This window comes from candidate division WOR-3 bacterium (genome assembly GCA_039801245.1).
In the GTDB taxonomy this organism is placed as follows: domain Bacteria; phylum Hydrothermota; class Tepidihabitantia; order Tepidihabitantales; family Tepidihabitantaceae; genus JAOABP01.
Genome location: JBDRUF010000032.1, coordinates 1 through 21092 on the forward strand (window position 1 = coordinate 1; position 21092 = coordinate 21092).

General features: G+C 48.6%; 18 protein-coding genes and 1 other RNA gene. 5 read left to right on the forward strand and 14 right to left on the reverse strand.

Going from position 1 to position 21092, the window contains the following annotated elements; translation table 11 throughout:
* Nucleotides 1-2740, forward strand: a 2740-nt coding sequence (locus ABIK47_05525) for a C25 family cysteine peptidase (GenBank protein MEO0020082.1), incomplete at its 5' end; no start/stop codon positions are given.
* A 44-nt stretch (nt 2741-2784) separates the two neighbouring features.
* Here the strand turns inward: ABIK47_05525 and ABIK47_05530 are convergent.
* The 9 genes from ABIK47_05530 to dnaN form a co-directional block, all read right to left on the reverse strand.
* Nucleotides 2785-3309 carry a peptidoglycan DD-metalloendopeptidase family protein gene (locus ABIK47_05530; GenBank protein MEO0020083.1) on the reverse strand — a complete coding sequence of 175 codons (525 nt, stop codon included), beginning with the start codon at nt 3307-3309 and terminating at the stop codon, nt 2785-2787.
* 101 nt (nt 3310-3410) lie between these two features.
* Entirely contained in the window at nt 3411-4733 is a 1323-nt protein-coding gene (locus tag ABIK47_05535; protein ID MEO0020084.1) for a Glu/Leu/Phe/Val dehydrogenase, read from the reverse strand.
* A gap of 18 nt (nt 4734-4751) precedes the next feature.
* Entirely contained in the window at nt 4752-5102 is a 351-nt protein-coding gene (locus tag ABIK47_05540) for a hypothetical protein (protein ID MEO0020085.1), read from the reverse strand.
* A 224-nt stretch (nt 5103-5326) separates the two neighbouring features.
* Nucleotides 5327-6679, reverse strand: a complete 1353-nt coding sequence (locus ABIK47_05545) for a sigma-54 dependent transcriptional regulator (GenBank protein ID MEO0020086.1) — start codon at nt 6677-6679, stop codon at nt 5327-5329.
* On the reverse strand, nt 6669-8228 hold the full coding sequence (locus tag ABIK47_05550) for an ATP-binding protein (GenBank protein ID MEO0020087.1): 1560 nt from the start codon (nt 8226-8228) through the stop codon (nt 6669-6671). The genes ABIK47_05545 and ABIK47_05550 overlap by 11 nt, the downstream gene beginning before the upstream one ends.
* Nucleotides 8229-8466: 238 nt before the next feature.
* Nucleotides 8467-8820: a transfer-messenger RNA gene (gene ssrA, locus ABIK47_05555) on the reverse strand.
* 48 nt (nt 8821-8868) lie between these two features.
* Nucleotides 8869-10230, reverse strand: a complete 1362-nt coding sequence (gene gdhA, locus ABIK47_05560) for an NADP-specific glutamate dehydrogenase (protein ID MEO0020088.1) — start codon at nt 10228-10230, stop codon at nt 8869-8871.
* Between the two features lie 158 nt (nt 10231-10388).
* Entirely contained in the window at nt 10389-11171 is a 783-nt protein-coding gene (locus tag ABIK47_05565) for a hypothetical protein (protein ID MEO0020089.1), read from the reverse strand.
* 66 nt (nt 11172-11237) lie between these two features.
* Nucleotides 11238-12332, reverse strand: a complete 1095-nt coding sequence (dnaN, locus tag ABIK47_05570) for a DNA polymerase III subunit beta (GenBank protein MEO0020090.1) — start codon at nt 12330-12332, stop codon at nt 11238-11240.
* 309 nt (nt 12333-12641) lie between these two features.
* Here dnaN and ABIK47_05575 point away from each other — a divergent pair, with 309 nt between their 5' ends.
* Nucleotides 12642-13910, forward strand: a complete 1269-nt coding sequence (locus ABIK47_05575) for an MFS transporter (protein MEO0020091.1) — start codon at nt 12642-12644, stop codon at nt 13908-13910.
* On the opposite strand, the gene panC is transcribed toward ABIK47_05575, so the two are convergent.
* From panC to folK, 4 genes are read right to left on the reverse strand one after another with little or no spacing between them, the layout of a single operon-like run.
* The gene (panC, locus tag ABIK47_05580; protein MEO0020092.1) at nt 13907-14749 is read right to left on the reverse strand and encodes a pantoate--beta-alanine ligase; all 843 of its coding nucleotides are present in this window, start codon (nt 14747-14749) and stop codon (nt 13907-13909) included. The genes ABIK47_05575 and panC overlap by 4 nt on opposite strands.
* 3 nt (nt 14750-14752) lie before the next feature.
* Nucleotides 14753-15565 (reverse strand): 3-methyl-2-oxobutanoate hydroxymethyltransferase, encoded by an 813-nt coding sequence (gene panB / locus ABIK47_05585; protein ID MEO0020093.1) that lies wholly within the window; start codon nt 15563-15565, stop codon nt 14753-14755.
* Nucleotides 15566-16237, reverse strand: coding sequence for a deoxynucleoside kinase (locus tag ABIK47_05590; GenBank protein ID MEO0020094.1), 672 nt, complete (start codon nt 16235-16237; stop codon nt 15566-15568).
* On the reverse strand, nt 16228-16722 hold the full coding sequence (folK, locus tag ABIK47_05595) for a 2-amino-4-hydroxy-6-hydroxymethyldihydropteridine diphosphokinase (protein ID MEO0020095.1): 495 nt from the start codon (nt 16720-16722) through the stop codon (nt 16228-16230). The genes ABIK47_05590 and folK overlap by 10 nt, the downstream gene beginning before the upstream one ends.
* Before the next feature lie 222 nt (nt 16723-16944).
* Between folK and ABIK47_05600 the strand changes: the two genes are divergently transcribed.
* The 3 genes from ABIK47_05600 to ABIK47_05610 are packed head-to-tail and all read left to right on the forward strand — an operon-like array spanning nt 16945 to nt 20703.
* Nucleotides 16945-18504 carry an NAD(P)H-hydrate dehydratase gene (locus ABIK47_05600; GenBank protein ID MEO0020096.1) on the forward strand — a complete coding sequence of 520 codons (1560 nt, stop codon included), beginning with the start codon at nt 16945-16947 and terminating at the stop codon, nt 18502-18504.
* Nucleotides 18505-18510: 6 nt separating this feature from the next.
* Nucleotides 18511-19920, forward strand: a complete 1410-nt coding sequence (locus tag ABIK47_05605) for a hypothetical protein (GenBank protein MEO0020097.1) — start codon at nt 18511-18513, stop codon at nt 19918-19920.
* 12 nt (nt 19921-19932) lie between these two features.
* Nucleotides 19933-20703: an HAD family hydrolase gene (locus ABIK47_05610; protein ID MEO0020098.1), complete on the forward strand. Its 771-nt coding sequence runs from the start codon at nt 19933-19935 to the stop codon at nt 20701-20703.
* On the opposite strand, the gene ABIK47_05615 is transcribed toward ABIK47_05610, so the two are convergent.
* Nucleotides 20642-21092: DNA gyrase C-terminal beta-propeller domain-containing protein (locus ABIK47_05615; protein MEO0020099.1), on the reverse strand; the 451-nt coding region annotated here is incomplete at its 5' end. The two genes, ABIK47_05610 and ABIK47_05615, sit on opposite strands and share 62 nt — an antisense overlap.

Here is a 21092-nt window from a genome sequence, read left to right on the forward strand (position 1 = left end):
AAACCAGAACAACATCTTCGGTGAGAATGCGGACTCGGTTGACGGCTACGCCGATGTCCATGTCGGCATGATGACCATAAATAGTTTCAGCGAAATCTCCAATGTCAAAAACAAAATTATGCGCTATGAGACCGCACCAGACACAACCGGAGACTGGTGGTATAAAATCCTTCTGCCCAATGGCGTCTCCTTCTCCAACGAGTTTAACGACTCCATCGCCAATGCCAGCCCAACACCGCCCTACTTTGATTTAAAGATGTACTATTCCGGGGGAATGGTCCAGCCAACACCACAACGCTACTGCGACTCTTTGAATTCCGGCTACACCTTCAACTCGGTAATTGCCCATGGCAGTCCTGACCTCTATGACCTTAATGGGAGCGTTACCAGTCAAATGATGATTAACCTCACCAATGCCGACCGGCTCAATTGCATCACCGCGGTCTCCTGCAATGTTGGTGAATGGAGTGCCGGTACAACCAATGGCGACTGCATCGCTGAAAATATGTTCAACCATGCCCCGAATGGTTTCATCGGTGTGATGATGAACTACGAATCTGGCTGGGTCCGCTGTGCCGAACTAATAAATTACGCCATCGCCTATGGGTTTTTGGGATTCAGGACTAATCGCAGGATTCATCAGGGAGAAATGCTCTCCTACGGTCGGGATTACTGGGTGCCGGTCATACTTGACTCCCAGAAATACCGGATGGAGATTATGGAACGAACACTCTTTGGCGAACCGGCAACCCCAATCTGGCGTTCCAAACCATTTATCCCCCAGGTAACAAAACCCAGCGCAATCAACATCGGTAACAACATCCCGGTTACCATAACAGTTCAGAATCCAAACTTTTCTGCAGTGGAATCGGCGCTGGTCGTTCTCCAGAAATCAGGGGAATGTTTCGTGCGTGGCTGGACCAACTCCTCTGGTCAGGTTACCCTTTATGTCTCCTGCCTAACACCTGGCTTTCTCCGACTGGCAATCACCGGTGCAGACAATATTCCTTACCTTGATTCAATTGTTGTGATGTCTTCAGGTCGCTATGTCTCGTATCTCCGCCATTCAATCAATGACTCACCTCCTGGCGGCAATGGTGACGGCATCATCAATCCGGGGGAATCATTTAGGATTCCAACCTGGTTAAAGAACTATGGGACCCTGCAGGCAAACGGTGTTACCGCAAAACTGCGAACCCATACTGCCGGTGCAACCATCACCGACTCGGTGAAATCATTTGGCAACATCCCAGGCAACGACTCGGTTCTCAACAACGAAGGGTTCGGCATGACCGTCGGCAACGGCCTGCCCAACCGTTATCCAATCCCTTGCTCAGTTATCTGCAAGGATGAACTTGATTCCACCTGGGTGTCCTATGTCACCTTTTATGTAGGTGCTCCCAACCTCGGGTTTGTGTCCAAAACTGTAAAAGATTCGATGTCCTCGCAACCTAATGGCAGACTTGACCCTGGTGAAACCGCTGAACTGGAAATAACTTTACGGAACACCGGACTGGGGAACGCCTACAATGTCCGCGCGGTTCTCCGCTCAGCCGACCCAAGGGTAACAGTTCCTGATTCAGAAGCGGTTTATGGCACAATTCCTGCTGAAAGCCTCGGCACCAATTACACCGACCATTTCACTCTCTCCGCCTCCGCCTCAATTCCGCAGGAAACACCAATTTCCTGTAGCCTTGATATCTATGCAGACAATGGCTATACAAGCAAAACAGGGTTCACGATTATCGTCGGCGAAATGAGAACAATTGACCCGATTCCTGACAACTCTGAACCGCCGCTTTACTGGGCATATGACGAGGTGGACACCCTGTATCCTGAGCATCCGGAGTTCAACTGGGTGGAAATTAGAAATTTGGGCACCCGCCTCTCATTGAGTGATGACCAGACTGCTCAGATAGACCTACCCGCCGAGTTTGGCCCGTTTATCTACTACGGTCAGACTTATAATCAAATCTCCATCTGCTCCAATGGCTGGATTGCACCAGGCTATAGCACCGCCACATCCTGGAGCAACACCACCCTACCTAACCCTGAGATGCCGCCTCTGCTTGCTGCCAACTGGGATGACCTTTTTCCACCTGCTGGCAACAGCGTCTGGTACTATCACGATGTTGCCCATCACCGCTTCATCATCGAATGGGACTCAGTTCACTACTACAGCCCTCGCGACCAGTGGGATAAGTTTGAAATAATCCTGTACGACACCACCCTCGTCGCTGAAAACGGGAACTCTCAATTCCTGTTTCAGTACTTAACCGCTAACCAACCGGGGAATTCAGCAACAGTGGGAATACAGGACCACACTAAAACCAAGTTTATCCAGACCTTATACAACGGCACTTACCACCGGGGTGCATCATCTTGGGTAGCAGGTCACGCAATAAAATTTACAGGCGATTACCAGACTGGTATTAGCGAAAAGTTCGACGCGACTCTACTTGGTAAAGAAAATGTTCTTGCACTTGCACCAACCATTTTCAACCACAGTACGACAATCCACTGGCTGGTTGCCAATGATGGCAATGTGGAACTGAAAGTCTTTGACGCCACTGGTAGAGCGGTTAAAACTATTGCTACGGGCAAAATGCAAAAAGGGACCTACAGCGTCGTCTGGAACGGAACCGATGACTCTGGAAGACCAGTCGCAAATGGTATTTATTTCATCCGCCTTATGACACCATCAACATCCAAAAGAATCAAGACGGTCTTTACCCGGTAAGAAGAAAAAGGCATATATTCGGGCGGGGCATAGCCCCGCCCTTTTTATCTCTTCTCTAGCCATTCTATCGGGTCAACAGCAATACCACCAACCCTTATTTCAAAATGCGCCACATCGCTACTGAGCCCCAAGACCTCACCAGCTTCGACCTTCTCACCACTATTAACTTTAATCTCTTCCAGCCGGCTGTAAACAGAATAATATCCGCCCCCATGCTCAAGAATCACCATCAACCCCTGCCCCATAAACACATCCGCATAACTGACTTTTCCTTGATAGATTGCCTTGACCGGACTGCCCCTTTTGCAACTGATATCAATTCCTAAATTCTTTGTTTTGGTGCCATACTTCGGATCAATCTGAACCCCGAAATTGCTGATGACGTTGCCTGCTACAGGCCAAGGCAACATACCTTTCTTTTCCTCAATCGGATGACGGATAATGGTAGTAGACGAAGGCTTTCTTGGCTTGATTTGTCTTTTCCCTCCGTAACGGGGTGAGGTTGTGTATAAAGCGGGGCAACCGGCTAATATAAGGAAAAGCACGAAGGGCAAATTGCGCCAAAGCACTAAATCCTTCTACCCGCTTTAAATGGCAAGTCAACCCTAACCGAAAAAGTGCGTCCAGTGGTTACTGGACGCACTGGGGGATCAGCTTTTTAATAACTCAATTACGGAAAGATTCCCCGTTCCTTGTAGACTTTCTCCAGTCGCGTCAGTGCAACAATATACGCTGCTGTGCGCCAATTAACTTTAAATTTTTCTGCCGCCTCTTTTACCCGTTGGTAACCGCTAACTATCTTTTTGTACAATTTGCAATCTACCTCTTGTAACTCCCAGAATTCACTGCGTTTGTTCTGCAGCCATTCAAAGTAACTGACAATCACACCCCCAGAGTTACAGAGAATATCAGGAAGAACATCAATCCCCCTCTTCTCCAGTATCGCATCCCCATCCGGGTCGGTAGGTCCATTTGCGCCCTCCGCAACCAGCCGAACATTTAGTAGCGGCGCGGTTTCAGCGGTAATCTGGTTTTCCAGTGCAGCGGGGATAAAGATATCCGCCTTAGTGGAAAGAAACTCCTCATGGGAAATCCTCTTACCCTTCGGATATCCCTTGATAAACCCACCGTGTGATTTCGTATATTGCACAAGGTCATCTGGGTCGATACCATCAGGATTAGCAATCGCTCCAGAAACATCCTCAACCGCCACCAACCGAGAACCCAATGGTTTCATCAGTCTTGCTGCCCATGAACCAACGTTGCCAAAACCCTGAACTATAAAAGTGGCGTTACCCAGATTAAAATCATTATCCTTTGCCCATTCGCGAATTAGAAAAACCACACCCTGCCCCGTTGCTTTGTCCCTGCCAATACTACCACCAGACTCAATAGGCTTCCCCGTGACCACACCAAGACAGCGCTGTCGTTCAAATGCCGGCATCATTGACTGATATGTATCCAAAATCCATGCCATAATCTGAGGATTAGTATTGACATCAGGTGCTGGAATGTCATAATCCGGGCCGATGGCATTACCTAACGCATAAGTAAACCGCCGGGTTATCCGCTCCAATTCAGAAAATGAGTATTTGCTCGGGTCCAACTGAATACCCCCCTTGGCTCCACCAAACGGAATATTGACAATCGCTGATTTCCAAGTCATCCAAGTTGCCAACGCACGCACTTCGTCTATATCAACTGCCGGATGATACCTCAACCCGCCTTTAAAAGGACCAAGCGCATTGTTATGCTGAACCCGGTAACCGGTAAAGACCTCGATGCTGCCGTCATCCATCTTCACTGGAAAATGTACAACTATCTCGTTCATCGTTGTTCCAAGTATCTTCCGTACCCCGGGATCGAGTTTCATTATATCTGCAGCCTTATTAAACTGGCTTACAACATCCTCATAAACATTACGCCTCTTTCGCTCCCCCACTATATTATAAATCTGACCTGTCTTACTGCGTTCCTTTTCAACAGTTACCATCATTCCTCCTTTTAGAATTTACCGATACTCTTCGCAATGCCAAACGCCGATTTCCCTATTGCGAATAGCGCAATCCTTCCGATTTTCGCAATTTATGCATAACCCTTTATACTCATCCCATTCACTCATCTCTTCTGGAGTTGGAAAATGCTCTAAAACTACCTCTTCAGTCACAGTGGGCACAGTGGAATCGAACTCCTCACAAAAAACTACAGGCTGTTTATTATCCTTTCGATAACCACAGTGAGAAAGATTATTACAGGTGGCGCATATGCCGAGATCGCCTCTTGGCGATTCTTTAGCCTTCTGTCGAGCCAATTTGCTCAGTTTTTTAGCCATCTTTTTCTTTGTTTTAACAGAAACTGACATTAAGACCTCCTTTTGTTTGTTATTTTTCTTTTCCCACCGCCTCTATTATATTTTTCCCGTCCTTCCTGAACTCATATTATGCAATTATTGTTCCTGAGTTTGATTTTAGAAAATTATATATTTTAAGTTACGGTAGAATGTAAGTTATATTAAATGCCAATAAGCAAAAAGTAAATCAATATGAGGAAATTTTACTCGCTGAGGAGAATTTCCTCGATTTCAGCCTAAATTGATTCGGGTTCTAAGTTATGTAATTTACTTCGAAGGGTTTTGCGGTCGATACCAAGGATTTTTGCGGCTTTAGTGATATTACCACCAACACTATCAACAACCTGACGGATATAATCCCTTTCTACCTCGGCAAGGGTGCGATTTAGTTTTATCTCACTAGTCAAGGAAAATCTCATATACGGAGGGAGGTCTGGTACGTCAATGATATTCCCATCAACCATTACTAAGAGTCGTTGAATGAGATTCTCAAGTTCCCTCACATTTCCTGGCCATTCATATCGTTTTAGCGCCTGGAGTGCCGCATCGGTAAACTGAGGTGTGTTCCTGCCCATTTCCCGAGCGAATTTCTCTAAAAAGTGTTGGGCAAGGAGAAAAATATCATTACCACGATCGCGCAAAGGTGGCAACGTAATATTAAGTACGTTCAGACGAAAGAACAAATCCTCACGAAAAAGACCCTTCTGCACTAAACTTAAAAGGTCTTTATTTGTTGCTGCAATTATTCTCACATCAACGCGGTAAGAGCGCGTATCACCCACCATCCGGACCTCTTTATCCTGAAGAACCCTCAAAAGTTTCACCTGCATTGATAAACTGGTCTCGCTTATCTCGTCAAGAAATATTGACCCCCCTTCGGCGGTCTGAAAAAATCCTGCACGGGTTTCATTTGCACCGGTAAAAGCCCCCTTAACATAACCAAACAGTTCACTTTCAAGCAGACTCTCGGGAATACCACCACAGTTGACAGGCACAAATGGTGCAGAACCACGTTTACTAGAGTAATGGATTGCCCGTGCCACAAGTTCCTTGCCCGTACCACTTTCACCAGTGATTAAAACTGTTGCCGATACCTTTGCTGCCCGTTCGATTGTCGAAAATACCTTACGCATTGCCAGCGATTCCCCAATCAATCCTGGATAAACCTTTTGCACCGATGTCTTGTGAAAAGCTGCTGCCCGTCTTAGGGTAAGTTTTTCAAGTGTCTTTTTCACCGCATTAAGCAACTCTTCATCGGTAAATGGTTTTGGTAAATACTCCTCTGCCCCGACTTTCACCGCCTCCACCGCACTTTCCACAGTGGCGTAGCCAGTAATCACAATGACTTCGGTATCTCTCAAATTCTCCCGCACATATCTTACCAAATCCAGACCGCTTGTACCAGGCATCTTGAGATCAGTAATCACTAAATCCACTTTATTCTCTTTGAGAATATTTAAAGCTTCGGAAACACTTTGCGCGGTATATACTTTATAACCAGCAGCGGTAAGATTTCGCTCCAGAACCTCCAATGTTTCTAAAACATCATCAACAACTAATAAACTTGAAACTCCGTTATTATCTGCCATCACCCACCTCTTTTGATGGTGCTATGGGCAAAATTACCTCGAACCTACTTCCCTTACCTACCTCTGACTCTACACAAATCCTCCCCTGATGTGCGCTTACAATTCCGTGAACCACGGATAATCCAAGTCCGGTGCCCTCTCCCACCGGTTTAGTTGTAAAAAAAGGCATAAAAATCTTTTGTATTACATCTTCACTCATTCCTACACCAGTATCTTCTACTACTAAAGAAATCGCTTCGTTTTTCCTTGATGTAGTAACTTTTAATGTGCCTCCATGCGGCATTGCCTGAATCGCATTTACTATCAGATTAACTAATACCTGATTCAGTTGGGTTGGATCGGCTGAAATCTCGGGCAGGTCTGGTGCTAAGTCAAGAACAACTTTAATCCCTGCCTTTGCGCAGCGACTTTGAAAAAAATAGAGACCATCAGCCACAAGTTCATTAATTTTTACCAGACTCTGGCGCGGTGGTTGGGGACGGGCAAAAAACATCAGTTTATTGATAATCTCGCGGGCATGAAGTGCCGCTCGGACTATTCGCTCAACGTCTCTCAACGCCTGTTTGGGCATGTCTGGACTTTTCTGGATGAGCTGGGCAAAACCCAGGATATTTGCCAGAGGTTCATTCAATTCGTGCGCCACGCCTGCTGCTAACTGCCCAATTGTCGCAAGCCGGTCAGCATGGCGTAATTGCAACTCCAGCCTGGCTTTCTCCTCTCTCGCTTCGCGTCGTTCAATAAAAATTCCAATTTCTCTGGCTACCGCCTCAATCAAGCTCCGCTCTTCCTTTAGAAACGGCCCTTCATCAAGAGGTGGGCGTTCCTCCAAGTAAACAACCTCGACAAATCCACGCTCCTGCTGATGAACCTTAATCAACGCTGATTGGCGGTGAACCCCTACGTTGTATCCTTGGGTAACGTATGTCTTACCATCAAGCACAATTCGGGCTGCGGCGATCTCCGCATGGAGCCAAGCAGGCGGCAGTTTCGCTACCGCGGCCTGGAGTACATCCTCAAGGGTCAAATCATCCCTGCTTAAAACCCGATCAAGTTCATAGAGACAGGTCAATTCCTTTATCCGCTCCCGCAGTGCTGCCTGAGCCTGCCGATCTGCTAAAGCAACCCCTAATGTCTGCGCTACCCCTTGATAAAATTCAACCTCATAACCCTTGAAATAACTACGTGTTAAGCTTTTAAGGAAAATCAGCCCGTGGCAGCTCTCCGCAACTGGAAATGTCAACAACGCCACTGAACGATACTCACCTGGAATTCTAATCACACGGTTGTTAACTTTAACCGGCTCGGTGGCATCCGAAATCCAGCATGCGCCATTCGTAGTAAACCAGGGTAAACTATCCTTATATTTCCCATATTCCCCACTCGCCAACTCCCGCAGAAATTGAGTAAACTGAGGCTCCTCCGAGTCGTCACCTGGAAAAATCTCAATGGGATCCAACTCCTCTCGGGGAAACATTGTAAATAAAAACCTTTCCCTTGTCCTGCGATTTAAAACTGCTCGGAAATATCGTAAACCTTCGTTTACGCGCATCTCTACCTCGTCACATCCAGAAAAATCAAGAAACTCATTTAATACAATCCGGGCAAATTCATTTCTGGGGATACCGAGATTGGCCTCTCGAAGAATCCGACGAGAAAGGGCACAGAAATCCTCAGCCAATTTACGGCCGTATCCCCGTCTTTTATAAATATTTTTCCCTTTTTCAGACATCGAGCCCATTAATGGGGAACCACAGATTTGCCCCGATTGACAAAGATATTCGTTTTCACAATGGAGGCGGCGGGAATCGAACCCGCGTCCGAAGAGTTCGGAGCCCAGGTTCTACATAGTTAGTCAGTCTTTTTTGTTTCGTCTGCCTCTTGACCGACTGACAGGTGGAAACAGACTAGCCTCAGTTGTTATCCGGCTGTCGTCCTGAGGCTCAACGGCAACCTTTATCACCCTTTTAGACCTGGAAGCGGCGCCGGGTGAAATTCGCCGACCAGGGGCTACCTTACTTTAGGCAGCCAGTGCGTAGCTGCTATTGGCAGCTGTATTTCCTCTGTTAGTATTAACGAGGCAACAGAGGAGCCTCGCTATGCCCCTGAACCCCTCAGTCACTTCGTCGAAACCCTTCGCCCCCCACTTAAATATATTATATCTCTATTCGGCAATAAGTCAACTTTTTCGACTATACCACTCCTTGGTCAATCATCGCATCTGCCACTTTAATAAAACCGGCTATATTCGCACCTTTGACATAATTGATATAATTCCCCTCTTTGCCGTAAAGCACGCACTGTTGATGTATTGCCTTCATTATCCCCTGTAACCGCTGGTCTACCTCCTCCCGGGACCAAGAAAGCCGCAGACTGTTTTGTGACATTTCTAAACCAGATGTTGCCACTCCTCCAGCATTAGCCGCCTTCCCGGGACCGTAGAGAATTTTATGCTCCAAGAAAATATCAATTGCCTCTGGGGTTGAAGGCATATTTGCTCCTTCAGTAACTACATAAACACCATTACGGATTAAATTCTCCGCGTCCTTACCATTAATTTCATTTTGAGTCGCACTCGGAAATGCACAATCCGCCTTATGGTTCCATAGCGGGTTGTAATCAAGCTTCGGGTCGGCGGGTGTGTAAACCACTCCTTTAAACCTATCGGCATACTCCTTTATTCGCCCCCGACGGACATTCTTCAACTCCTTGACAAATTCCAATTTTTCCTGAGTTATTCCTGCTTCGTCGTAAATATAGCCCGTTGAGTCTGAGAGGGTTACTGGCTTCGCCCCCATGTGGATAAGTTTCTCCACTGTATACTGTGCCACATTCCCGGAACCAGAAACAAGACAAACCTTACCCTTTAAAGTCTCACCTCTGGTTGCCAACATCTCAGCGGCGAAATATACCGCACCATAGCCAGTTGCCTCCGGACGGATCAAACTCCCGCCCCAGTTCAAACCCTTGCCAGTAAAAACACCGGTGAACTCATTACGAAGCCTTTTATACTGCCCAAACATATACCCGATCTCCCGTACCCCAACGCCGATATCACCAGCGGGCACATCGGTATTGGGACCGATGTGGCGGAAAAGTTCGTTCATAAAACTTTGACAGAAGTGCATAACCTCATTATCCGACTTCCCTTTGGGGTCAAAATCAGAACCGCCCTTGCCCCCGCCCATCGGGAGGGTTGTCAACGCATTCTTGAATACCTGCTCAAAGGCAAGAAATTTCAAGAGACCGAGATAAACAGTCGGATGAAAGCGCAAGCCGCCCTTATAAGGACCGATTGCCGAGTTCATCTCCACCCGGAAACCTCGGTTGACCTGAATCTCGCCCTTGTCATCAACCCAAGGGACTCGGAAAATAATCACCCGCTCCGGCTCACAAATCCGCTCAAGGATTTTCGCCTTACGGTATCTCGGATTCTCTTCTAAGAATGACCATAGTGAAGTCACCACTTCTTCTACTGCCTGATGAAACTCAGGCTCGGACGGGTTCTTTTTCTTAATATAGTCCATAAACTCTTGGACTCCGCTATAAGACATTTTCTATCCTCCTTTTTATAATTAATTTTAACTACCTTTTAACCCGACATCGAGTGTCGGATGAAAAGTATAATCTCTATTAAATCTTTAGTCAATAAAAACGGAGAAAAAATCCCCACTGATTGAAGAACATCTCCTCAATTTAATAAAAACAATAATTATCGCAACCCGGCTGTTCCTCGGTCACGGAGCATTTCCAGCCGGTGTCTCCTCCCAAACCGCATATCTGGACACCGACGCACAGAAATGGGTGCCCCCACATAAAAGTATTTTTCCCGTGGCTCATTGAGGGCATTGAAAAAACCGAAGCCCGCTCCGCTGACATTCCCTCTGTCACCGGGTTCAATTGCGGGACCACAACCGCTCATCACCATCACACTGCCATCTCCCTCAATCACATCCACCACATTATTGGAAAAGATTCTTTCTTTAGGCACGATTAGAAATGTATCATTGATGACTGTGTCTAAAGTAAAGGTATAATCATCCTCGCCCCCTGTAGAATCCCGATATTCGTAATCAAGCACCAACTCAACCTGATACCATTCGGCACCAACAGAAGAATGCCAAGAGATGTAAAGGGTTGAATCCAAATCAAGGATATAACCATCAGGCGGACGGATTATTGAGAAGTTGCCGGGCATCATCACCTTTGCACTCGCCTTTCCCCAGTAATGCTCCACCAGCAACCGGTAAGGAAAATTGACCGCAAACTCCAAAGTGTCACCATAGCGATATTCAGTCCAGCTGTAATAGAAAACATCCAGCGTCTCATCATTGATTCGCACCACCGGCACCATCCGCAGACCACGGTTGTCAATAACCTGAACAAATCGTTCATACTCCACTGAATAATCGTAATACTCCCCACGGTAGAGATAACCATTTATCATCGGCTCAGAGTAATTGGGGTTACGGCAGCCCCAGTTCAATAACATCAACAGGCAGGCACCTGTGATGAAGGAAGCACCTCCCGCTTTACGCGCCGGGCGTAAATTATCCATTGGCTAATCTAACCGCAGCGGCATCAGGACAAACAAATCCTCGGCATCGGCTTTGGTGTCGGTCGGCTTGAACAAAACCGGTGCCATCGGGCTGGAGAGCTCAATCACCATCTCCTCGGAGTTGATGTGGCGCAGAATCTCAAGGAGATAACCGCCATTGAAACCGACCCGCAAAACCTCACCCTGATACTGACAGTCAAGCTCCTCCTCGCTCTTGCCCACATCAACATTTTCTGCCCTTACAGTCAGCCCGTTAGGCTTGAACTCAAGGCTAATCTGTTTGGCGATGGGGTTTGCCAAGATTGTTGCCCTCCGCAAAACCTGGGTGAACTCGCCCACCCCCACCACCGCCCGGTTACCATACCCCTTGGGAATCACCCTTTCGTAATCCGGATAAGGACCTTCTATCATCCGTGAAATCACCGTTGTATCCTCAAGTTTAAATCCGACCATCTTCGGGTCGGAAAAGACCAAAACCTTTTCCTCCCCTTTGGGTAGAATAGCCACCGCCTTGGGTGTCAAAAGCAGTTTTGTCTTTGCACCCACCTTCAACTTCCGCGTCACATACACCAGCCGGTAACCATCGGTCGCCACCATCCGCACCTCACTCTTTCCCACCTCCCAGTTGACCGCGGTCATCACCGGTCTTGACTCATCCTTACTGGCAGCGAAACTGACGGTCTCAAACATCTCAAACAGGGTGGCAAGCGGAAACTCAAAACTGACCTCATCGGGCATCTTGGGTAGCTCCGGAAACTCCTCTGGTGCCAGCTGAACCAAAGCTGCCTTCAACCTGCCACTCTCAAACTTAAGCATCTTCTCATCACTCCGCAGGCTCACCTCCCCTCCTTGGCTTGTCTGGACCAGTTCCCAAAGCCGCCTGCCTTCAACCAGTGTCCTACCATCCTCACTCTCCCCCTCAATTTTCAACTCCTTACGCACCACCGTGTCGCCATCAGTGCCGGTCACCGCCAGCCGCCCGTTAAAAATCTCCAGAAGAATATTCTGAAAAACCGGATAGGTTGTCCTGCTGGGCAGAACGCCAACAACCGTTCCCAGCGCCTCAGCAAAAATCTCCCGGTCTAATACACAACGCATGCCGCCTCCTTTTTCAATTTTTATTCATCCTTTAAAGTTCTACCTTAGAAACTCCCCCTGTCAAGTTTGCCCTTAACCTGCCAACTAACAAACACCTAAAGCAAACCCCTTGATGGAAGAGCCCACAAGCCACCTTTATCACACTGCACGTATTTAACTCATTAATTTTTATATACTTGCCGAACACGGTTATAAAAGAACAATCAAGGGTGGGGGTGACCCCGGGAATCACCGCTGAAGTCGCCATCATTTCTGATACGGAGCTTATTCCTTGCTTGACAATCATTTTTCTCTCTTTACTATCCTAAAATGCCTTCCCGCTTTGGCTCGCTGCTGCGCCAGCGCAACTTTCTCTTTCTCTCCTTTGCCGGGGCGATGTCACAGCTTGGCGACCGGCTCTCCCATATGCTCCTTATCACCATCATCGGCTTATCCGCGCCCGGAAAACTGCTCGCCTATTCTGGCGGTTCGTTGACATTTGTCTTGCCCACCCTCCTTCTCTCGCCCATCGCCGGGGTCCTCGTTGACCGCTGGGACAAACGTCAAACCATCGCCCGCACCCATCTCCTCCAGACCGCCATCCTTGCCCTCACGCCCATTGCCATCGCCTTCACCCACAGTTTCGTCCCATTCTGGATTGCCGTGACCGGCTTCTTTGCCCTTGATATATTCAACAACACCGCCAGCCCCGCCTTGCTTCCCAGCCTTGTTGGCCGTGATGATATCATTACTGCCAACTCTCTCAACCTCTTTTTTGCCCGCATCGCCACGGTCATAGGAATGGTGATCGGTGGCTTTCTGATAAAATGGGTCGGCTGGCAGAAGGGCATCTGGATTGACGCCGCCTGTCATCTCAGTGCCGCCCTTTTGGTGTTAAACATCACCGCCATCGCAATTCCCCAAGCGCCGTCCAGAACGCCCTCAATGACAACCGCGCGTAAAAACATCCTGGGGCTTACCGCCCACGCATTCGCCCAGTTCTTCCGGGAACTGGTTGAGGTCGTCCGTCTGGTATTTGTCAACCACCTGGTTGCCTTTGTCCTTGCCTCCATTGTCATTGCCACCTTCATCTCTGCTGTCTCCTATACCATCTTAATCTTTCTCATCCAGCAGGTGTTGGGAATGGGAACAGCGGGGGTTGGGGTGTTTGCCGGCATCCTGGCGGTGGGGATGATTGCCGGGGCACTTCTCATCGGCATTCTGCCCCAAAATATCAATCGCCCCGGAATCGTTGCTGGTGTTATTCTTGTCTACGGACTGCTCTTTTTTATCGGCAACTGGCTCATCACCCTCTGGTTTATGATTGTTGTTGCCCTGATTGCCGGCGTTGCCTTTTCCTGGCTTGGGGTTCTTCAGAACACCATCCTGCAAGAAGAGACGGCAGAAAATATCCGCGGTCGGGTCTTTTCTACTCGCGAGTTCATCACCAACGCCACATTTCTTTTTACCACCCTTTTCATCGGCGCCTTGGGCGATTGGACCTCTTATCGGACCGCCCTCATGGCGATTGGTATCAGCCTGATTTTAATAGGACTTGGGGGCACCCTCTGGGTGCACCGTCTACGCCAACAGGGCTAAACCTTGACGATAATATTGTCAATCAGCCTCGCCTTGCCAAAATATACCGCCAAAGCGATTAGCACCTCCCCCTTCAGCTTCTTTACCGGCTCCAAGCGGTTGGTATCAACAATCTCAATGTAATCAATTCTCCCTTCAGACTCCTCCCTGATGAGACTTCGCATCGCCCCCTTCACCCTCTTTGCATCCCGCTCACCATTCCGAATCAATCCCTCGGCTAATTTCAGGGCGCGATAGAGCACGGGCGCCTCTTCCCGCTCCTTGCTGTTTAGATACACATTCCGCGAACTCATTGCCAGACCGTCCTTTTCGCGGACAGTTGGCACCACCAGGACCTCAATGTCATAATTCAAATCCTTCACCATCCGCTTTATCACAAAAGCCTGCTGGGCATCCTTCTGCCCAAACACCGCCAGATGAGGTTTGACAATATTAAAAAGCTTTGCCACCACTGTCGTCACTCCGCGGAAATGCCCAGGGCGCGATCGCCCACACAGATACCGTGTCAGACCTTCCACCTCCACATAGGTGGCATATCCCTTCGGATACATCTCCTTGACATCTGGATAGAAAACCACATCCGCCCCCACCTGTTTCACCAGCCGCAAATCTCGTTGCAGGTCACGCGGATAAAAACGGTAGTCCTCCTTAGGTCCGAACTGAATCGGATTGACAAATATGGAAACCACCAGCCGGTCGCATCTCTCTCGGGCAACCTCCATTAGTTTCAGATGCCCCTGATGCAGGGCGCCCATTGTCGGCACAAACCCCACCCTCCCTTCGCTACGCAATTGCTCAGCAACTCGCTGCATCGTTTTAACCGTCTTTACCACCCGCATCTTCTAAAAACTGTGCTCCTCCCCGGGAAACCTACCCGCACGGACATCGGCAACATAACTCATCACCGCCTGACGAACTGCCTCCCCAATCTCGGCATAACGCTTTACAAACTTGAACCGGGGCTCATCAAAAAACCCGAGCATATCCTGCAAAACCAAGACCTGGCCATCACAGTGCGGACCGGCGCCAATGCCTATTGTCGGTATCTTCAACTCCATCGTCACCCTCTTTGCCACCTCCTTGGGCACCTTTTCCAATACCAGCGCAAAACAACCTGCCTTTTGTAACTCTATAGCATCTTTTAAAAGCCTCTCCTGATCCTCAGGTTTACGCGCCTGGAGCCGGTAACCACCTAATTTATGCACCGCCTGGGGTGTCAGACCAAGGTGCCCCATAACCGGGATTCCGTATCCCACCAGCCTGAAGACGGTTTCCAAAACCGGACCGGCACCCTCAACCTTTACCGCCTCAGCACCTGCCTTAAGCAATCTTCCAGCATTCTCAACCGCCCTCTCCAGGGAGACCTGATACGAAAGAAAGGGCATATCAGCAACCACGAGCGCCCTTTTCACACCCGCAGCCACCGCCTTGGTATGATAGACCATCTCCTCCATCCCGATTGTCAGTGTGGTCGCCATTCCATAGATAACATTTGCCGCCGAATCGCCCACCAATATCAAATCAACACCTGCCTGATCAAGAATCCTTGCCATCGGAAAGTCGTAAGCGGTGAGACATACTATCTTCTCGCCCCGCATCTTCATCTTGAGCAGTGCTCTTGTTGTTACCTTTTCTTGGGTGAGCGATTGACTCATTTACCTTTTCCTCCCTTGGGGCGAATAGAATTTCCTTCCCGAACGATGTTCAAGAATTGCCTTGAAAAGCTCATCAAACTCATCAGGGTGATTGACAAAATCAAGCCGGTCGGTGTTGACAATAAAAACTGGTGCCTCCTCATAATGAAGGAAAAACGAGTTGTAAAGGTCGGTGAGTGCTTTGAGATAATCCATGTCAAGATCCACCTCAAATTGCCTTGCCCGCTGCCGAATCCTGCTCAGGAGGAGCTCAGGTTGGGCTTGCAGATAGATCACCAAGTCTGGTCTCGGAATGTCCTTTTTGAAAAGTTCGTACAGTCGGTAATAGAGCGCCAGTTCCGGTTCGGTAAGGTTTAAGGTGGCGTAAATCCTGTCTTTATCAAAGATGTAATCAGTAATCACCACCGGCTGGGGGAAGAGCGCCCCCTCAACTAAAACCATCTCTGTCTGCAATATCCCCTGCAACTGCCGATGCCGGGCGAGCAGGAAAAATATCTGCGTCTGAAAGGCAAACTCCCTGGGATCCTTGTAAAATTTCTCTAAGAATGGATTCTCTTCAATATCTTCGCAGACCAGTCGCGCCTGGAGGCGTCGGGCAAGAAGCTCTGCCAGGGCGGTCTTACCTACCCCTATCGCCCCCTCTACCGCTATGAGATGAACGCCTACGCCCATTTTTTAACCCCGTGGCGGTTCACTAAGGAAAGCATTTGTTTGACCGTCAACCCCAAAACCGGATGTGCCAAATCAGGTGCTAGGTCTGAAAGAGGAACGAGGACAAAAGCCCGCTCGTGTAATCGGGGATGAGGGATAGTCAAATCAGGGGAATCAATAACCTCCTGCCCGTAAAAGAGAATGTCAATATCAATTGGCCGCGGAAGATATCTCCTGGAATTGGAACTGTGGGTTGTAGGCTTTACCCTGCCAAGTTTTTTTTCAATTTCCCGTAGCCGATGGAAAAGTTCTCGCGGGGGTATATCGGTTAAAAGTAAAACCACCCCGTTAAGAAAAAATGGGGCATCGGGCATATCTACCGGCTCGGTTTGGTACCAGTGGGAACGCTCAACTGGACCTAATTTCACCAACTCCGCACAGGTTAGGAATAGATTACCCTCCCGGTCCCCAAGATTGGAACCTAAGGAAAGATAAACCTGTTTCATTATTACAGTGTATAGTTTAAAATTCTAAAAATCAAGTAGAGAAAAACCAAAAAACGCTAACAACAAGGACTACCCTTTCTTTTTGTTAAACCATAAATCTTGCCTTTAGGCGTTACCGCCTCTTTTCGTCAATCTCAATGAATTTATTATAGGCGTCATTTTTGTCAAGGAATAAAATCCTCGCTCGTTGACACTCCAATATCTTCATTTATAATCTTAAAGATGTTACCGCTTGTTACTGCCAGTCAGATGAAAACAATTGACCGCCAGGCTATTGAGGTGTGGGGAGTCCCGGGCGTTGTCTTGATGGAAAATGCTGGGCGGAGTGTTGTTCTTGAGCTGGAAAAGGAGTTCAAGAACCTTTCGGGGAAAAAATTCCTCATTATCTGCGGCAAAGGTAATAATGGTGGTGATGGTTTTGTTGTTGCCCGTCACCTTAACAACAAAGGCGCGTTTGTCCGTTGTGTCCTCTTGGGTAAAGTTAAAGACCTTAAGGGAGATGCGCTTACCAACGCCCGAATCCTCATTAATGCCGGTATGAAAATTGAGGAAGTTGAACAAGGTGATGAACTTCCCCAAATTATTCAAAGCCACGCGGTCATCATTGATGCCATCTTCGGCACCGGGCTTTCCGCACCTCCCCAAGGAATTTTTGCCGAGGCGATCCGGCTGATAAACACAAGCAATGCCTTTGTTGTCAGTGTTGATGTCCCTTCAGGTCTGGATGCGGATACCGGCAAAATTTTCGAGCCAGCGGTTCGCGCCCATTTGACCGTAACAATGGGTCTGCCAAAATTAGGTCTTTTCCTTTATCCTGGTAGAAGCCATACTGGCAAACTGGTCATCGCTGATATCGGCATCCCGAAACAACTCGTTCCGGAAGCTGCGGCTCCTTATCTGCTCGATAACGATTTTGTCCGGAAGCATTTGCCCGCGCGCAAACCTGATGGTCATAAAGGCACATTCGGCACCTGCCTATTAATCTGCGGTTCCAGAGGATATAGTGGTGCTGCCTGTCTGGCATCAATGGCAGCGGTGCGTGCTGGCGCTGGTCTTGTACATATCGCCTATCCTGAATGTCTGGGACCGATAATTGAAAGCCAAGTTCTTGAACCGGTAAAACACCCATTGCCCGAAACCCCGGAAGGGACATTGAGCCGGCAAGGATTGAAAAATCTCATTGACCTTGCTGAAAATGCCGATGCCATCGCCATCGGTCCGGGCATCTCAACTTTCAGAGAAACACGCGAACTACTCCTTGAACTATTGCCCAAAATAGAAAAGCCGCTTATCCTTGACGCTGATGCCATCAACAACCTTGCCAATTCCATTGAACTCTTGAAAAATCTTCATGCACCGGTAATCTTAACACCCCATCCTGGGGAACTCAGCCGTCTGACAGATATGCCGCCTGCAGAAATCAACTCCAACCGTGTTGGTGTCAGCCGCTCCTTTGCTCAGAATCATAATTGTATTTTAGTTCTCAAAGGCGCGCCTACGGTGATTGCTGCACCTGATGGTAAGGTGTATCTCAATCCCACCGGCAACTCCGGTCTTGCCACTGGCGGCAGTGGCGATGTTCTGACCGGACTCATCTGCGGCTTAATTGCCCAAGGTACCGAGCCCCTTGAGTCTGCAATATGTGGAGTTTACCTGCATGGATTAGCCGCTGACATCGGGGCAGCAGAAATGACTGAATATTCCCTTGCCGCCAGCGACCTCTTAAAATTTCTGCCTTACGCCCTCCGCCAAACCATTGACCACCCAACCGTTAAGATTTAACTTTCGATGCCGCTGGTTTTTCTTTTGCTCATCTCTTTACTCTACGAACCCCATTACTGGCGCTACTATCCCACGATGAGTGAAATCGGATCAATTACCTTTAGCAATCGCTCGGTTTTCGTTGGGGTGCCAGACGGAATCTATATCCTTGACCGAGAGCGCCTTCAGCATCAGCGCACCCTTACCGCTGCCGATGGTATTGATGAAAAAATCCGCTTCTGCGCCTTCAATCAGGCTCAAAACGAACTTTTGATTGTCACCGCAACCAAACTCTACCAGTTTCTCCCTAACAGCGGTCAGGTATTTGAACTTCACCCACCATTTAAAGAAACCCGCTCAATCGGCATTACCCGCGCTGGCGCCTTCATTAAAACTGAAACTGGCATCTATCAGAAACTTGGTGGCGACCGCTACCAGCCAGCTCAATTCGTTCCTGAACCGGTAACCTGGTTTGGCGAAAATGATACTACCCCAATAAGAAACTGGACATTTCTCACACCATTCTTCATCCTTGACGAACAAATGAAACCACGACCCCTCGTCCGTGCCTATCCTGACCAAAAGAATAGCCGCCTTTTTGTCACCAGCCCTGGTTATGGGGTCTTGATATACAACCTCACCACCGGTTTCAAGGAAACCGAAATCAGATTAGGTGCACCCTCTGAACCGGTAAAAAGGATTTTTAAACTCGGGGGCAAACTGTGCTTCCTCACCCGCAACGAGAACCTCTTCATTGACTCCAGTGGCACTTGGCGCTCATACTCAATCCCACCGGGCGAATTTTCCTTTAAAGATGGTCATCTTCTGCTCAGAACTGAGATTGTTGACCTCAATCGGCGCCAGGCAATCTCAGCAATCCTTCCCTTGCCGTCAGCAACACTTCTCGGCACCGAAATGGCGCTCTATTCTTTTGGTCAGGATGGAAAATTAACCCTCATCACCGAAATTTCAAAACCGGTTAATGCGTTAGCCGTTTTCCGTGACTCCACCCTGGTCGCCACCGATGACGGTCTCTTTCTCTTAATCAATGACACCCTGACACCGGTTGTTGACCCCTTTGCCCGTTTTGACTGGGGTGTTTATAGCATCGCCCAGACGAACAACACCACATTTTTTGGCACCCTTGGTGGTGTTCTCAAGCTTGATGAAAACAACACCTGGACCCGTCTAATTCCACCCGGCTTGGACCTATCCCAGCCGGTTCGCTCAATAGCCGCAGCCCGAAACCTGCTCTTTATTGCCAGCAATGATGGCGTTGATGTCTATAACATCAAAGATAACTCCTGGACAAAAATTGACCGAACAAACGGACTCCCATTTTCAGAAATAAATGCCCTTTATGCCGACTCTCTTTATCTCTATATTGCCGCACCGGGCATGATTGCCCGCTATGAATACCATCACCAGTTGCGTTAAAGGCAAGGGTTAATGGCAAACTGGCAGAAGGTACGGGGTATAATATTTGACCTCTTTCACACCTTGGTTTCCCTTGAGGTTGCAAAGGCGCCTGGTCAGAGCACACCCCAAATCCTTGGGATTGACCCAGATGTCTGGTATCAGCACTGGCTTAAAGACCCGCCTGACTATGTGCTCGGACTTGTGCCGGTGGAAGTGCCGATTAAACGCCTTGCCCAAAAACTCAACCCCGCGGTAAGAGAGGAACAAATTCAGGAGGCACTCCGAACCCGTCACGAGCGCTTTCGCCACACCCTCTTGAACATTGAATCCGAGACCCTTGATGGTATGCGGCAATTGCGATCAAACGGCTACAGGATAGGCTTAATCTCCAACTGCGGGTTTGATGAAATCGCCTCCTGGGATGAATCGCCCCTTGCCCCTTTATTTGACATCGCCGTCTTCTCCTGCAAGGTAAAGCTGAAAAAGCCTGATAAAGAAATTTATCTCTATACCGCTGAGAAACTTGGTCTTGCCCCCCCTGAGTGCCTCTATGTCGGTAATGGCGGCTCAGATGAACTTACCGGTGCGGAAAGGGCAGGGATGACACCCGTCCTTCTCACCCGTCACCTTGAGGCAATCAGACCTGCGCACATCACCAAGGTAATGCCCTTTGCCCGTATCTATGTCCGCACCGTTTCTGACCTGAAGGTTTTGCTTGATCACAAAAGGATTTTACCGGCTAATCTTCAATCAGGGCAACATCAACCACCGCATCGCCCTTTTCCACCGCCATCACCTTGACACCGGTTGTTGCCCGGCCGCACTTGCGGATATCCGCACACTTCACCCTTATCACCACGCCCTGTCTTGATGTCACGATAATCTCCGAAGAGTCGCTCACCGCCTTGGCGCAGGCAAGTTTGCCCGACTTCTCCACCGGCTTGGCAGCAATTACACCCTTGCCACCGCGGCGCTGAATCGGAAACAGTTCAAAATCGGTCCTTTTGCCAAACCCGTTGTCAAAAACGGTCAAAAGCGAAGTTCCGGGTGTGCACACAACCGCACCAATCACCTCATCACCCTTTTTTAGCCTGATACCGCGCACACCCCTTGCGCTCCTGCCCATCTCCCTGACATCAGTCTCCTTAAACTTTATCCCCATCCCGTTGCGCGTCACCAAAAGAATCTCA